General features: G+C 64.9%; 12 protein-coding genes. 9 read left to right on the top strand and 3 right to left on the bottom strand.

The genetic code is table 11. The annotated features are described in order from the left end of the window. Window positions 1-11 precede the first annotated feature (11 nt). The 8 genes from Q4G24_RS02305 (at window position 12) to Q4G24_RS02270 (ending at window position 10,402) form a co-directional block, all read left to right on the top strand. Window positions 12-1,508: a UbiD family decarboxylase gene (locus tag Q4G24_RS02305; protein ID WP_303364890.1), complete on the top strand. Its 1,497-nt coding sequence runs from the start codon at window positions 12-14 to the stop codon at window positions 1,506-1,508. After that, window positions 1,505-2,074 carry a UbiX family flavin prenyltransferase gene (locus Q4G24_RS02300; protein ID WP_303364889.1) on the top strand — a complete coding sequence of 190 codons (570 nt, stop codon included), beginning with the start codon at window positions 1,505-1,507 and terminating at the stop codon, window positions 2,072-2,074. Before Q4G24_RS02305 ends, Q4G24_RS02300 begins: the two co-directional genes overlap by 4 nt. Window positions 2,075-2,340: 266 nt before the next feature. Continuing rightward, on the top strand, window positions 2,341-3,720 hold the full coding sequence (locus tag Q4G24_RS02295; RefSeq protein ID WP_303364888.1) for a sucrose-specific PTS transporter subunit IIBC: 1,380 nt from the start codon (window positions 2,341-2,343) through the stop codon (window positions 3,718-3,720). A gap of 52 nt (window positions 3,721-3,772) precedes the next feature. Beyond that, window positions 3,773-5,065, top strand: coding sequence for a glycoside hydrolase family 32 protein (locus Q4G24_RS02290; protein WP_303364887.1), 1,293 nt, complete (start codon window positions 3,773-3,775; stop codon window positions 5,063-5,065). Window positions 5,066-5,092: 27 nt separating this feature from the next. Then, entirely contained in the window at window positions 5,093-7,720 is a 2,628-nt protein-coding gene (gene ptsP / locus Q4G24_RS02285) for a phosphoenolpyruvate--protein phosphotransferase (protein ID WP_303364886.1), read from the top strand. Between the two features lie 12 nt (window positions 7,721-7,732). Then, window positions 7,733-8,764, top strand: coding sequence for a LacI family DNA-binding transcriptional regulator (locus tag Q4G24_RS02280; RefSeq protein ID WP_303364885.1), 1,032 nt, complete (start codon window positions 7,733-7,735; stop codon window positions 8,762-8,764). A 93-nt stretch (window positions 8,765-8,857) separates the two neighbouring features. Continuing rightward, window positions 8,858-9,916: an alpha/beta hydrolase gene (locus tag Q4G24_RS02275; RefSeq protein WP_303364884.1), complete on the top strand. Its 1,059-nt coding sequence runs from the start codon at window positions 8,858-8,860 to the stop codon at window positions 9,914-9,916. Window positions 9,917-9,967: 51 nt separating this feature from the next. Next, window positions 9,968-10,402 carry a cyclophilin-like fold protein gene (locus Q4G24_RS02270; RefSeq protein WP_303364883.1) on the top strand — a complete coding sequence of 145 codons (435 nt, stop codon included), beginning with the start codon at window positions 9,968-9,970 and terminating at the stop codon, window positions 10,400-10,402. A gap of 64 nt (window positions 10,403-10,466) precedes the next feature. Here the strand turns inward: Q4G24_RS02270 and pobA are convergent, their stop codons facing one another. Continuing rightward, entirely contained in the window at window positions 10,467-11,636 is a 1,170-nt protein-coding gene (pobA, locus tag Q4G24_RS02265) for a 4-hydroxybenzoate 3-monooxygenase (RefSeq protein WP_303364882.1), read from the bottom strand. Between the two features lie 147 nt (window positions 11,637-11,783). Here pobA and Q4G24_RS02260 point away from each other — a divergent pair, with 147 nt between their 5' ends. Continuing rightward, window positions 11,784-13,226 (top strand): aldehyde dehydrogenase, encoded by a 1,443-nt coding sequence (locus Q4G24_RS02260; protein ID WP_303364881.1) that lies wholly within the window; start codon window positions 11,784-11,786, stop codon window positions 13,224-13,226. Here Q4G24_RS02260 and Q4G24_RS02255 read toward each other — a convergent pair. Next, a complete protein-coding gene (locus Q4G24_RS02255) occupies window positions 13,221-14,054 on the bottom strand; it encodes a helix-turn-helix domain-containing protein (protein ID WP_303364880.1) in 834 nt (277 codons plus the stop codon). The genes Q4G24_RS02260 and Q4G24_RS02255 overlap by 6 nt on opposite strands. An 89-nt stretch (window positions 14,055-14,143) precedes the next feature. Then, window positions 14,144-14,884, bottom strand: coding sequence for a hypothetical protein (locus Q4G24_RS02250; RefSeq protein WP_303364879.1), 741 nt, complete (start codon window positions 14,882-14,884; stop codon window positions 14,144-14,146). Window positions 14,885-14,887: the final 3 nt, after the last annotated feature.

Raw genomic sequence — 14,887 nt, 5'->3', positions numbered from 1 at the left:
GGATGACCGGCGTGCGGACTCTGCCCATATTCACCGACCTTCGTGCTTTTCTTGAATGGAATCAGGGGCGCGGACAGGTTTTGCGCCTGTCTGACCCGCTGTCCGTGCGCCATGAGATGACCGCTGTTCAACTTGCCGCGCTGCGTACTGGCGGCCCGGTGCTGCGTTTTGACGCAGCCACCCTGCCGGATGGGCGCCCCGCCGGGATGCCGGTCGTTACCAACCTGTTCGCCACGCCAGACCGGGTTGCCGCAGGCATGGGGCTGACGCTGGATCAGGTGCCGGATTTCGGCGCGTTTCTGGCCGCGCTGCGCAGCCCGCCCCCGCTGGAGGGGATGCGCGATGCCCTGTCGCGCTGGCCGATGCTGCGCGCGGCACTGGCGACCCGCCCCCGGCTGCTGCGCCACGGCCCGGTGCAGCAAAACGTGACCGAAGCCCCGGACCTGACCGCCCTGCCAATCCAGACCCCATGGCCCGATGATGGCGGCCCGCTGATAACCTGGCCGGTGGTTGTCACCCGCCCCCATGACAGCCGGACCGAGGATGTGACCCGCTATAACCTTGGCGTTTACCGGGCGCAGGTGCTTGGTCCCGACCGGCTTGTCATGCGCTGGCTGGCGCATCGCGGCGGGGCCGCCCACGCCCGGACATGGGCGCAGGCGGGCCAACCGATGCCGGTGGCGGTGGTGCTTGGTGCTGACCCGGCCATGTTGCTGGCCGCCGCCCTGCCACTGCCCGAAACCGTGTCAGAGATGACCTTTTCCGGCGTGCTGCGCGGCGCACGGGCCGAGCTGGTGCCGGCCCGCAGCGTGCCGCTGATGGTCCCCGCCCGCGCCGAAATGGTGATCGAGGGCTGGATTCACCCCGGTGAGACCGCACCGGAAGGCCCGTTTGGCGACCATACCGGCTATTACAACGCGGTTGAGCCGTTCCCGGTGATGCGGGTCAGCGCCCTGACCCATCGGGATCAGCCGCTTTACCTGACCACCGTGACCGGGCGCCCGCCGGACGAACCCTCGGTCATTGGTGAGGTGTTCAACGCGCTGGCTCTGCCGGTGATCCGGGCGCAAATCCCCGAAATCAGCGATCTGTGGCTGCCCCCGGCGGGCTGTTCCTATCGCATCGCGGTGATCTCGGTCCGCAAACGCTATCCCGGACAAGCGCGGCGGGTGATGATGGCGCTGTGGGGGATGCTGCCGCAGTTCAGCTACACGAAATTGCTGATCGTGGTGGATGATGACATTGACGTGCGCAACTGGGACGACATCGCATGGGCGCTGGCCACCCGCATGGACCCGTCGCGCGATCTGATGGTGCTGGACCGCACGCCGATGGATTACCTTGATTTTGCCTCGCCCGAGGAAGGGCTGGCGGGCAAGCTGGGCATCGACGCCACCACCAAGATCGGCACCGAAACCGCCCGCGAATGGGGCAAGGTCATGGCGCTGAACCCCGAACATGAGGCCCGCGCCGCCGATATTCTGGCCCGCGCAGGACTGGTCACATGAGGGTCACGCTGGGACTGTCCGGCGCATCCGGCGCGGCGCTGGGGCTGGCCTGTGCGCAACATCTGCGGGCCGCCGGGGTCTTGGTCGATCTGGTGGTGTCGCGCATGGCGGGGCGCACGCTGACCGATGAGGTCGGGCCGGACGCGCTGGCCCGGTTGGAGGCGCTGGCCGACCGGGTGCATCCGGTGACGGATTTGGGGGCCTCGATCGCCTCAGGCTCGCATCCGGCGCAAGGGATGATCGTCGCACCCTGTTCGATGCGCAGCCTTGCCGCCATCGCACATGGGCTGGACGACAACCTGCTGACCCGCGCCGCCGGGGTGCAGCTCAAGGAACGCCGCCCGCTGATCCTGCTGACGCGAGAGGCCCCCCTGACGCTGGCACATCTGCGCAACATGACCGCCGCAACCGAAATGGGCGCGGTGATCCTGCCCCCGGTCCCGGCTTTTTACCTGCGCCCCGATTCGTTGGCTGAGGTGATCGACCAGATCGCCGCCCGTGCCGTGGACCTGCTGCGCCTTGGCCCGCCGCAGGCAAAGGCATGGACCGGCACAGCGGACGGCTGATCCAACCGCCGCGCTGACCCCAAACCGCCCATAATTCAGGCTGCGGCGATCTGCCCGCCGGCCTGAACATACCGGTCTGAATATGTATGAAATCGCTTTCATATTATCAGCCAATTTCCGCCATTTTACCCCGCTGATCCCGCCCCCACGCCCTGTCTATGCTGCTATGCAGCGTGGATTTTTCTTGTCAAACCGCCCTTTCTGCGCCTATGCGCTGCAATAAGAAACCGATACCACACCCTAACCCGCCACGAGGGAGGCCAATCGTGAGCATCGAAACCGCAGCCAGTCAGATCCTGCCCCTGATCGGGGGCGCCGATAACGTCGTCAGCGCCGCGCATTGCGCAACCCGCCTGCGGCTGGTGCTGAAAGACAGCAGCAAAGTGGACAAAGCCGCGCTGGATGCGCTGGAGGAGGTCAAAGGCACCTTCCAAAGCGGTGGCCAATTCCAGATCGTCATTGGTCAGGGCGCGGTGAACCGGGTCCATGCCGACCTGATCGGGCTGGGCGTGCGTCCCGTCTCGACCGAGGAAGCGAAAGAGGACGCGGGCGCAAACCTGAACCCGCTGCAACGCTTTGCCCGGCTGCTGTCCAATATCTTTGTGCCGATCATCCCGGTGATCGTGGCCTGTGGCCTGCTGATGGGTGTGCTGGGCCTGACTCGCACGATGGGTTGGCTGCCTGCCGATTCGGCGCTGCTGGAAATGCTGGATATGATCTCGAACACGGCCTTTGTGTTCCTGCCGATCCTCGTGGCCTTTTCTGCCGCGCAGCAATTCGGCGTCAGCCCGTTCCTGGCAGCCGCGCTTGGCGGCATTATGATCCACCCGGCGCTGCAAAACGCCTGGACCGTGGGCGGCGGCGTCAGCGAATATTGGGATCTGTTCGGGATGCAGGTCGCGCAGCTTGGCTATCAGGGAACGGTGCTGCCGATCCTGATTGCCGTCTGGGTCATGTCCTACGTCAACCGTGCCGTCCGCCGCGTGGTGCCGGATATGCTGGACATCGTGCTGACGCCGTTCCTGACGCTACTGATCTCGGCGTTTTTCGCGCTGATGGTGCTGGGACCGCTGGGCCGGGGCTTGGGCGATGGCATCTCGTTCGGGCTGCAATGGCTGTATAACGTCGGTGGGCCGCTGGCGGGTCTGGTGTTCGGCGGGCTGTATTCCGCCATCGTCATTACCGGCGTTCACCACAGCTTCCACGCAATCGAGGCGGGCCTGCTGGCCAATCCTGCGATTGCGGTGAACTTCCTGCTGCCGATTTGGGCCATGGCAAACGTGGCGCAGGGCGGCGCGGCGCTTGGCGTGTTCCTGCGCAGCGATGACCAGAAGGTGCGCCAGATCGCCCTGCCCGCCTCGCTGTCCTGCCTGCTGGGCATCACCGAGGCCGCGCTGTTCGGCATCAACCTGCGCTTTATCCGCGCCTTCTTTGCGGCTGCTGTCGGTGGCGCGGTCGGCGGTGCCTATGTCGTGGCGACCAAAGTCGGCATGACGGCGGTGGGCGTGACCGGGGTGCCCGGCATCGCCATCGTGCAGCCCGCCTCGATGCTGAACTATATCATCGGCATGGCGATTGCCTTTGGCGTGGCCTGCGTGGGGTCTTACCTGTTCGCCCTGACCGGACCGAAGGCCAAGCAAGCCTGAACAACGGACGGGGGCGGCCACGCCCCCGCCGCCAGCCACAAGAGGGCCAGCCATGACACACGATCCCTGGCGACAAGCCTTCCACATCAGCGCCCCGCAAGGGCTGGTGAATGACCCGAACGGGCTGATCCACTGGAACGGCCAGACGCATGTGTTCTATCAGTGGAACCCCTCGGGCTGCACCCATAGCAACAAACACTGGGGCCATGTCGCAAGCGCCGATCTGGCGCATTGGCAGCGCCTGTCCGCCGCGATTGGCCCGACCGACTGGTTTGACAAGAACGGCTGCTATTCCGGCAGCGCGGTGGATGCGGACGGGCTGACCCTGATCTATACCGGCAACGTCAAGGATCAGGACGGCAACCGTCAAACCTATCAATGCCTTGCCCGGTCCGCAGATGGGGTGGCATTTACCAAAAACGGCCCGGTCATCAGCGGCCCCCTGCCCGGCTATACGGCGCATTTCCGTGACCCGAAGCTGTGGTATCAGGACGGCGCATGGCGGATGGTGCTTGGCGTCCAGACCGAGACTGAACAAGGCACCGTCATCCTGCTGCACAGCCCCGACCTGACCCATTGGGAGCTGTCAGGGCAACTGCTGACGCCGGGCAATCACGGCTATATGTGCGAATGTCCCGACCTGTTCGCGCTGGACGGCAGCGATGTCTTGCTGTTTTCCGAGCAACGCCCCGGCAGCAATCTGGCGGGCTATGTCACAGGCCGGGTTGATCTGGCCTCGGCGGGTTATGACCACGGCCCGTTTCAGCGGCTGGATCATGGCCGCGACTTTTACGCGCCACAGACATTTGCGCACCCGGACGGGCGGCGGATCATGCTGGGCTGGATGGGCCTGCCGGAACAGGAAACCGCGCCAAGCGTCGCCCATGGCTGGTTCCACTGTCTGACGGTGCCGCGGGAATTGCACCTGCGCGACGGCCGGTTGCTGCAACAGCCGGTGGCGGAACTGGCGGCGCTGCGCGGCCCGGAAACCCAACTGGCGGGCGATGCTCTGAGCATCCCTGACGCACGGGCCTTTGATCTGCTGGTGCAGGCGGATGCACCGCTGGTGCTGACCATCCGCGACCATGCGACGCTGCGGGTCGGCAATGGTGCAATAACCCTGTATGAAGGCGAAACTCTGCTGGCTGACGCCGCGTTAACCCCGGACCAAGGGTGCCGCCTGCGGGTGCTGGCGGATCATTCGAGCGTGGAAATCTTTGCGGGCGACGGCGAAATCGCCATCAGCGCCCGCATCTATCCCCCTGCTGCGACGCAGGGGATCACCGTCACAAGCCCGGTGCCACTGGCGCTGACATACTGGCCGATGAGCCGGGGCATTGATTAAGGGCGCAGCCGCCCGGAAAGGAACCACATGAAACTGTTTGGCATGTTCGGCAGCAAATCCCCCGATTCCAAGCCAGAACCCAAAGCAGAACCCGCACAGCCCGCGCCGGACCTGTCCCCGATCAGCGGACCGGTCACGGTTGCTGCCCCTGTCAGCGGGCAATTGCTGGTGCTGGCCGATGTGCCGGACCCGGTGTTCGCGGAAAAGGTGCTTGGCGACGGTTTTGCCATTGATCCGGTAGCCGATATGCTGGTTGCCCCCTTTGACGGCACGGTGATCAGCCTGCCTGCGACTGGCCATGCCGTGACCCTGCGCGCCCGCAACGGGGCCGAGGTGCTGATGCACATTGGCATCGACACCGTGGGGCTGAACGGCAAGGGCTTTCGCCCGCAGGTGCGCGAAGGCGACGCCGTGCGGCAGGGGCAGGCGCTGATCGGCTTTGACCGTAACGCGATTGCCGCGCAGGTGCCGTCCATGGTGATTCCGGTGATCCTGACGAATGAAGGCTTCACCCTGACCGACCTTGCGGCCCCCGGCGCGGTGGCGGTGGGTGATGCGGCGCTGACCCTCACCCCCGAAGGCGCGGCAACCGAGACCCCTGCGGCGACGACCGGCGAAGCCGTCCGTGTCGAGGCCGTGCTGATCGACCCGTTCGGCCTGCACGCCCGTCCCGCAGGTATCATCGCGCAACACGCCAAATCCGCGCCGGTCGGCGTCAGCATCAGCCTGAATGGCAAGACCGTGGACGCCCGCAGCCCCATCGCGCTGATGACGCTGGGCGCGGCCAAGGGCGACCGGCTGACCATCGCCGCCGCCGGTCCCGAGGGACGCGAGGCCGTGCAGGCCATCGCGGATTTCATTGCCTCTTTCACGCCCGAAACCGGGACCGCAACCCCCGCGCCCGAAGCCCCTTCGGCGGCCCCTGTCGCTGCCCCTGTCACCGCTGCCGCCCCTCTGCTGGCTATGGGTGAGGCGCTGGATTTCAGCGGCGCGTCCGCCGTGCCGGGCCTTGGCATTGGCCAATCGCTGCGGCTGGTGCAGGCCGCGCTGGAGGTCCCCGAGACCGGCCGCGACCCGGCCGCCGAAGGCGCAGCCCTGACCGATGCGCTGAACCTTGCCCGGCAGGCCCTGCGCAACGCCACCACCGGCGCGAACCACACCCAGACCGCCATCATGGAGGCGCATCTGTCCTTTCTGGATGACGCCGCCTTGCAGGACGCTGCCAAGGCGCTGATTGAACAGGGAAAAAGCGCCGCATTCGCGTGGAAAACCGCGCTGGACGAACAGATCACCACGCTGCGCAGCCTTGGCAATGCGGTCATGGCCGAACGCGCCAGCGATCTGGCCGATGTGCAGCGCCGGGTCGTGCGCCTGCTGACCGGGCAGGCCGACAGCCGCGTAACCCTGACCGAACCCACGGTTGTGTTTGCCGAAGACCTGCTGCCCTCACAATTCGCAGAACTCGACCCGGCGCAGCTTGCGGGGATCTGCCTTGCCGCATCCGGCCCGACCGCGCATATCGCCATTCTGGCCGGCGCGCGTGGGGTGCCGATGGTGGTTGCCGCCGGTCCCGATGCGATGCGGGTGCCGGATGGGCAAAGCGTCATCCTTGAGGGCGAGACCGGCACGCTGCGCATCAACCCGCCCGCCGCCGATCTGGACTCCGCCCGCAGCCGCGCCGAAGCCCGCCGCCAGCGCGCCGCCGAAAGCCGCGCCAATGCCGCCGAGACCTGCCACATGGCCGACGGCACCCGGATCGAGGTTATGGCCAATCTCGGCCAGCTTGCCGATGTCGCCCCCGCGCTGGAAGCCGGGGCCGAGGGCAGCGGCCTGCTGCGGTCCGAGTTCCTGTATCTCGACCGCGCCACCGCACCCACCGAGGAGGAGCAGTTCCAGCAGTATCAGGCGATTGCCGATGCGCTGGACGGTCGGCCGCTGGTGATCCGCACGCTGGACGCGGGCGCGGACAAGGACGTGCCTTATGTCCAGCTTCCCGCCGATGAAAACCCCGCCCTTGGCCTGCGCGGCATCCGTATGAGCCTGTTCCAGCCCGAATTGCTGCGCGACCAGATCCGCGCCATCCTGCGGGTGAAACCTTACGGCGTGGTCAAGCTGCTGCTGCCGATGATCGCCACGCTGGAGGATCTGCGCAACGTCCGTGCCGTGATCGACGCCGAGATGGCGGCGCTTGGCCGGGCCGAACCGATTGAATTGGGCGTGATGGTCGAGGTGCCTTCGGTCGCGCTGCTGTCGGCGCGTTTCGCAGATGAGGTCGATTTTTTCAGCATCGGCACCAACGACCTGACGCAATATGCGCTGGCTATGGACCGCATCAACCCGCGCCTTGCACCGCAACTTGACCCGTTCCACCCTGCCGTTCTGCACCTGATCGCGCTGACCGCGCAGGGCGCGGCGGCAAAGGGCCGCTGGATCGGCGTTTGTGGCAACCTTGCGTCCTTTCCGCTGGCGGCGCCGGTGCTGATCGGGCTTGGCGTCACCGAACTGTCCGCCAGCGCGGGCGCCCTGCCCGAGATCAAGGCGATGGTGCGCGGACTGGACATGGCAACCTGCCGCGACGCCGCCGAAGCCGCGCTGAAGCTGGAGGACGCCGCGCAGGTCCGCGCCATGCTCGCTGAACGCTTCCCCGGTCATTAAGGCGGCCCCGCAATGAATATCCGCGAACTTGCCGAACGGGCGGGGGTTTCGACCTCGACCGTTTCGCGGGTGCTGAACAATTCCGGCTATGTCAGCGCCACGCTGCGGGCGCGGGTTCAGGCGATCATCGCGGAAACCGGCTATGTGCCAAGCGGGATTGCCAAGAACCTCAAAGCGAACCGCTCTGACGCCATCGGGATCATCATTCCGCGCATCAACTCCTATGCCTCGGGGCAGATCGTGGCAGGCATGGCGCAGGCGCTGGCGGCGCGTGGCCTGTTCCCGCTGCTGGGCAATGCCGCCAACGACCCGGACGAAGAACTGCGCTATCTGGACATTTTCCGCAGCCACCGGGTCAGCGGCGTGCTGATGCTGGCAACGCGCCTGACCGACCGGCACCTGACCACCATGCGCCAGATGGGTGTGCCGGTGGTGGTGACGGGGCAGGACGCCAGTGCGCAGGGCTTTACCTCGGTCATTCAGGACGAGCGCCGGGCGCTGCGCCAGATCACCGATTACCTGATCCGCAGCGGCCACCGCCGCATCGGCCTGATCGGCGGCCCGGATTGGGACATCCAGATCGGACAGGAACGCCGCGCCGGCTATCTGGACGCGCTGGCAGCGGCGGGGATCACGCCCGACCCGGCGCTGATGGTCTCGGGCGGGTTCGATCTGGCCGATGGCGCGGCGGGAATCGACCGGCTGGTGCCTTATATCGACCGCGGCACACCCACCGCCGTGCTGGCCGTCACCGACCGGCTGGCCATCGGCGCAATCAGCCGCCTGCACCAGCGGCGGCTTGCGGTGCCGGGGGAAATCTCGGTCGCCGGTGTGGGCGACATCGACAGCGCCGCCGCCTATAATCCGCCGCTGACTACGGTGCATTACGACTATCACGCCACCGGCCAGCGGGCGGCGGAATTGCTGCTGGCGCAGATCGGCGGGGCCAAGGCACCACTGCGCCACGTCATGCCTTTTGACCTGCGTATCCGTGACAGCGTGACCCCGCCTGCCCCATCAGCCAAAGTCAGTGCCGCAGGCTGATTAAGCAACCAGCAGTATAAGTCTATGCCGAATTACCCGTCTAATCCGGCATACCCTCTTTTGTTATCTTGTCCACAATCGAAAGGATAAGACATGCCCGATCATCGCCTCAACCGCCGCAGCCTGCTGCAATTGACCAGCGCGACAGCCCTGATGCTTGGCGCGCCCCTCACCCTCTCAACCGCAAAGGCACAAACCATGACAACCGAATGGGACAAGGTTTTCCCTCGCAGCGAAACCGTCGATCACGAAAAGATCAGCTTCAAGAACCGCTACGGCATCACCCTGTCGGGCGACCTGTATCTGCCCAAGGACCGCGGCGGCCCCCTGCCCGCCATCGTCGTGGGCGGGCCGTTTGGCGCGGTCAAGGAACAATCCTCGGGCCTTTACGCGCAGACCATGGCCGAACGCGGCTTTGCCGCGCTGGCCTTTGACGGCTCTTTCACCGGCGAGAGCGGGGGCGAGCCGCGCAACATCGCCTCACCCGACATCAACACCGAGGATTTCAGCGCCGCCGTGGACGCCATCGGCCTGCGCCCCGAGGTGGACCGGAACCGCATCGGCATGATCGGCATTTGCGGCTGGGGCGGCATGGCGCTGAACGCGGCGGCCATCGACAAACGCGTGCGCGCCGTGGCCACCAGCACCATGTATGACATGAGCCGCGTCATGTCGCGCGGCTATAATGACAGCACCACGCCCGAACAGCGGGCCGAGACGCTGGAGCAACTGGCCGCGCAACGCTGGACAGATGCCGAAAACGGCGCGCCCGCCTATGGCCCGCCCTCGCTGGATCTGACCGGGGACGAGCCGCAATTCGTCAAGGAATACGCCGATTATTACCGCACCCCGCGCGGCTATCACCCGCGTGCGGTCAATTCCGGCAATGCATGGTCCGTCACCACGCCGCTGTCCTTTATGAACATGCCACTGCTGACCTATATCGCGGAAATCTCGCCCCGCCCGGTCCTGCTGATCCACGGCGAGGCGGCCCATTCGCGCTATTTCAGCGAAACCGCCTATGAGGCGGCGGCGGAACCCAAGGAACTGTTCATCGTCCCCGGCGCGACCCATACCGACCTTTACGACAATAAGGCCGGTGTAATCCCCTGGGACAAGCTGCAAGCCTATTTCACCGAGCATCTTGCATAAAAGCCAACGGGGGCGGCGATGTCGCCCCTTTCCACAGCCAAAGGACAGCCGATGCAGACGCCCCATTTCCCGCGCCGCGCGATCCTTGCGGGCGCAACCGCCGCGCTGATGACAGCCCGCGCGACCTCGGCAACGCCCCTGCGTCTGCGTTGCCGTTTTGCGGATCAGGATTTCACCTGGCGGCTGCATGACAACCCAACCACGCGTGATCTGATTTCGCTTCTGCCACTGGATCTGATGATCGAGGATTTCTCGACGAATGAAAAAATCGCCCACCTGCCACGGCGGCTGGATGAGGGCGGGCTGGTTGATTACGATGACGAACAGCCCGGCGACCTGTGCTATTTCAGGGGTTGGGGCAATCTGGCGATGTTCCACGGCAGCTATCGCTATCGCGGCGACCTGATCCGGCTGGGCCATATCGAAGGCGGCGTGGCCCCGCTGCTGGTCAAGGGGTCATTCCCGCTGAACATCGCGCTGGCATAACGCGCAGGACATAACAGCCGGGGGCATAACGGGCGGGGACATCGCCCCCGCCCTTCATCACAGCCTAAAACGGCAGGCCAACATAGTTCTCTGCCAGTTCACGACGCGCGGTTTCAGATTCCGCCAGATGGGTCAGCGTGGCCCGGCGCATGGCGGCGGCGAATGTGTCCTCGCCCTCGAACTGGTGCAGCATGGTGGTCATCTGCCAGCTAAAGCGCATCGCCTTCCAGATCCGCGCCAGCGCACGTTCGGAATAGCTGTCCACACCCTTTTCGCTGCCCTGTTTCAGCGCCTCGATCAGCGCCTGATGCAGATAGAACACGTCAGACACCGCCAGATTCAGCCCCTTGGCCCCGGTCGGCGGCACGATATGGGCGGCGTCACCGACCAGGAACATCCTGCCCCAGCGCAGCGGCTCGCTGACGAAACTGCGCAGGGGGGCGATGGATTTCTCGATCGACGGTCCCGTGACCAGCCGCGCGGCGGCGTCTGACGGGATGCGGCGCTTGAACTCGGTCCAGAAGCGGTCATCGGACCAATCCTCGGGCGTATCGGTCAGCGGCACCTGAACGTAATAGCGCGACAGGTTCGCATTGCGCATCGAGGCCAGCGCGAAACCATGGTCCGAGCTTGCATAAATCAATTCTTCACTGACCGGCGGCGTGCGTGACAGGATGCCAAGCCAGCCAAAGGGGTAAACCCTCTCGAACTCGCGCCGCTTGGCCTCGGGGATGGTTTTGCGACTGACACCGTGGAACCCGTCACAACCCGCAACATAAGCGCAGGTCAGGCTGCGGCGTTCGCCGTTCAGCGTATATTCCACCCGCGCCCGTGTCGCATCGAGGTCATGGATGCTGACATCCTCAACCCCGTGGATAATGGTCGTCCCCATCGCATCCTGCGCGGCGTAAAGATCCTGCGTGACCTCGGTCTGGCCATAAACCATGACGCGCTTGCCCGTCAGACCCTTGAAATCAATGTGGATCGAGCGGTCGCCATCGGTGATGAAGGTGCCATCATGGGGGAACCCCTCGGCATCCATCCGGGCGCCGACCCCGGCTTCGCGCAGCATCTCGACGCTGCCCCATTCCAGAATCCCTGCCCGGATGCGCGACAGCACATGATCGCGGCTGGACCGCTCCAGCAGCACGGTTTCCACCCCCGCGCGATTCAGCAATTGTGACAGCAGCAGCCCTGACGGCCCCGCCCCGATAATGACGACTTGTGTATCCATATGTCCCCCCTGTTCAGCCAGAATCTAGCCCGACCGGAACCCGCGACGAATGGACGCAGCAGGCAATCTCTTGGATAAATCGTGCATCCTGACAGCCCTTGCACCTGCCATGCCCCCATGCCAGCCTGCCCGAAACAGGAGGAGCATATGATTAACCTGATCTATGGCGGCGCATCCCACCCAGCGACGGATAACCACAGCTTTCAGCGCATGAACCCGATCACCGGAGCTGTCGCCAGCGAGGCCGCCGCCGCCAGCCCTGCCGATGCCATCGCTGCGGCCGATGCAGCAGCCGCAGCCGCACCGGAATGGGCCGCGCTTGGCCCCAACGCCCGACGCGCTGCATTGCTGAAGGCCGCCGATGCGGTGGCGGCACGGGCCGATGCCTTTACCGCAGCGATGATGGAGGAGACCGGCGCAACTGCCGCATGGGCCGGGTTTAACGTCAACCTTGCCGCATCCATGCTGCGCGAGGCCGCCGCCCTGACCACACAAGTCACGGGCGAGGTGATCCCATCCGACAAGCCCGGCTGCCTGTCGATGGCCCTGCGCCAGCCAGTCGGGGTGGTCTTGGGAATTGCGCCGTGGAATGCGCCGGTGATCCTTGGCGTGCGCGCGCTGGCAACGCCCTTGGCCTGCGGCAATGCGGTGGTGTTCAAGGCCTCGGAAATCTGTCCCCGCACCCATGCCCTGATTGCCGAGGCGCTGGCCGAGGCCCTGCCGTCCGGCGTCGTCAGCCTGCTGACCAACGCGCCCGAGGATGCCGCCGAAATCGTCGGCACCCTGATCGACCATCCCGCGATCCGGCGGGTGAACTTTACCGGCTCGACGAAGGTGGGCCGGATCATCGCGGAGCGCTGCGCCCGTAATCTGAAACCGGCCCTGCTGGAGTTGGGTGGCAAAGCGCCACTGATCGTGCTGAAGGACGCCGATCTGGACGAGGCCGTGAAAGCCGCGATTTTCGGCGCGTTCTTTAATCAGGGTCAGATTTGCATGTCCACAGAGCGCATCATTCTGGCACCCGAAATCGCAGACGAATTCGTCGCCCGCTTTACCGCCCGCGCCGCCACGCTGAAAGCGGGCGACCCGCGCGACGGCTCTGCCCCGCTGGGCGCGGTGGTCGATGCGGTGACGGTGGACAAGGTTTCGGCGCTGATTGCCGACGCCCGCGACAAGGGTGCGACCATCCACAGCGCAGGCGCGGCCGAAGGCGTCCTTATGCCTGCGCAGGTCGTCGATCACGTCACCCCCGACATGCGCATTTATGCCGAGGAATCCTTTGGCCCGGTCGTCGCCATCATCCGCGCACAGGACGAAGCCGACGCCGTGCGGCTGGCCAATGACAGCGATTACGGCCTGTCGGCAGCGGTCTTTACCCGCGACATTGCCCGCGGGTTGGTGGTGGCGGGCCAAATCCGTTCGGGCATCTGTCACATCAACGGCGCGACCGTCCATGACGAAGCGCAAATGCCCTTTGGCGGCGTCGGGGACAGCGGCTATGGCCGCTTTGGCGGGCGGGCCGGGATTGCCGAGTTCACCGATCTGCGCTGGATCACCGCCGAGACCCAGCCCGGCACATTCCCGCTATGACGTGAATGGCGCACGATAGGCACTTGGCGACTGCCCCTGATGCAACCGGAACCGGCGCGAGAAATGCGCCGGGTCTTCAAACCCAAGCCGCCAGCCGATTTCCGCCACCGGCAAGCGGGTAAAGGCCAGCAGACGGCAGGCTTCGGTCATCAGCCGCGCCTCGATCTGGCGCGAAGCAGTCATGCCATGCGCGTCATGGCACAGCCGGTTCAGATGGCCCGGCGTGATCGACAGGGCGCGGGCAAAATCGCCGGGCCGCCAGCCAAGCGTCTGCGGATCGGCCAGAAGCTGCTGGAACCGCTGCATCTGCCGGGGCTGCGGTGCCTGATCCTGCGCGGCACCCGCCTTTGCCGCCAGAGCAATCAGCAAAGCCTGCGCCAGCAGCACCAACAGTTGTGTGCGATAAGTGCCAGACATGGGAAAGGCTGCGGCCAGTTGCCCGGTCAGCGCCTCCAGCCCCGGATCAAGCACGGTGACAAAGCTGCGGGTGATCTCGGCGGGCTGAACGGACAGCCCTGCCAGCACCGGCGCCGGAAGCGAAATCACCAGCCCTTCGCTATGCTGACGAAAGCGGAAACCATGCACCACCATCGGCGGAATATACAGGATTTGCTGTTGTTCCAGCGTGATGTCCTGCCCATCAATCAAGGCGGCGGCCTGCCCTTGCTCAATCAGGAACAACTGCGCCATGTCCCGATGCCGATGCGGAAAGATCTGCCAGTCATGCAGATGCGCCCGGTCGTGAATCCGCTCGACATGAACCACATCGGGAAAGGCAGAGGTCTCTCCGAACAGGTTGAAAACGGGGATCTGCTGGCTGGCGCTCATGCGTGATTGATACAGGCGGGAGTGGTGCCTGTCTATTGGCGCCTGTCCGCTAATGGTTATGCAGATGTCAGATCAACCCGCGCCAGCGGTCACATCTGTTGACCGGCCACAGTCAACGCAGTTCTGATGTTATCACGGCGGACCTCATCGAAAATCTCAGCAGCGTTGCCGACCATTTTCGACAAATCAGCATCCCCGAACTTTGCTGAGCGCACCTCGAAATCGAACCTTGGAATACCACAACGATACAGGATGTCCGTCAGCGTTCCGGCCATATCCTCGACCAGATCTTCGTAATAGTATGTGACCGGGATCTTGTGCTGCGTGATGCGCTGAATGTGATCGCGGCCCTGACGAATGATCGTAAGCGCCTGACGCAGCCGCCCGACCGGGATCACCGGGCGAAAATCGACGGCCTGTCCCTTTGGAATAGCCCAGCTTCGATGTTCGCCCTTTTCGCGGCCTTCGCTGACCCATGCTTCGGTGCGCAGAGCTGAAATGGCCGTCGCCAGATCATCCTTGCGGTCCAGAACAAGATAGGTCGGCGCAAGCGGGGCCATGATGTCCCGGAACGTATCAGGTTCGGCAATGCAATTCGCAGCCAGATTCAGAAACGTATCGCGCTGACCGGGCAACATCTCGGTTTCCAGCCATTCGCGCTGGTTTTTCCAGATTTCATCGCCACTGCCACCCGCCTGAACGGTCCGCGTCATAATGCCCGTCAGCGGTTCGTTGAAAACCCGCATGGCGCGTGACGACTGAATGATCGAGTTGACCAGATTGCTGCCAACACGCCCCCAAGGCATCAGGAAAATGATCGTCTTGGTCATGGC

Source organism: Paracoccus sp. (in: a-proteobacteria), assembly GCF_030538695.1.
GTDB lineage: Bacteria > Pseudomonadota > Alphaproteobacteria > Rhodobacterales > Rhodobacteraceae > Paracoccus.
The sequence above is the reverse complement of the archived record's forward strand: the minus strand, read 5'-3'. Positions and strand labels throughout refer to the sequence as shown.